1 protein-coding gene is annotated in these 549 nt (G+C 76.0%); it reads left to right on the top strand.

All coding sequences use genetic code 11. From position 1 onward, the window contains the following. Nucleotides 1-549, top strand: a 549-nt coding sequence (locus O3Q52_RS53970; protein WP_369124188.1) for a tetratricopeptide repeat protein, incomplete at both ends; no start/stop codon positions are given.

The raw sequence follows: 549 nt of genomic DNA, 5'->3' as shown, positions 1-549 counted from the left end.
GGGGCCGGGGCGCGCGCCTCGCTGCCCGATCTGGTCGCGCTGATCGGGGACCGCGAGACGCATCTGCGGGCCCATCCGGGTGATGTGCGGTCGTGGGCGGTGCTCGGCGCGGCGTATGCGGAGCGGGGTGAGCGGACCGGCGACGCACGGTTCTACCCGAAGGCCGAGAAGGCGTTGCGTAGGTCGTTGCGGGCGAAGCCGGAGAAGAACGTGGAGGCGCTCGACGGTCTGGCCGCGCTCGCCAATGCCCGGCACGACTTCCGGGCGGCGCGGAAGTGGGGCGAGGCCGCGGTGGCGGCCTCGCCCAGAAGGTGGACGGCCTATCCGGCGTTGATCGACGCGTACCGGGGGCTCGGGGAGTTCAAGGCCGCGGACAAGGCGCTGGCCAGGCTCGTCCGGCTGCCCAAGGGGGCGGCGGCGCCGAGGGCGCGGGTGCTGGCGCGGGCCGCCCTCGTGTACCGGGACCAGGGCCTCCGCGAGGACGCCGCCGCCGCGCTCTCCGACGCGGTGGCGCTCGCCTCCGCTCCGGCCGAGCGGGCGGACTGTCAC

Source organism: Streptomyces sp. ActVer (assembly GCF_027270795.1).
In the GTDB taxonomy this organism is placed as follows: Bacteria; Actinomycetota; Actinomycetes; order Streptomycetales; family Streptomycetaceae; genus Streptomyces; species Streptomyces umbrinus_A.
The sequence above is the reverse complement of the archived record's forward strand: the minus strand, read 5'-3'. Positions and strand labels throughout refer to the sequence as shown.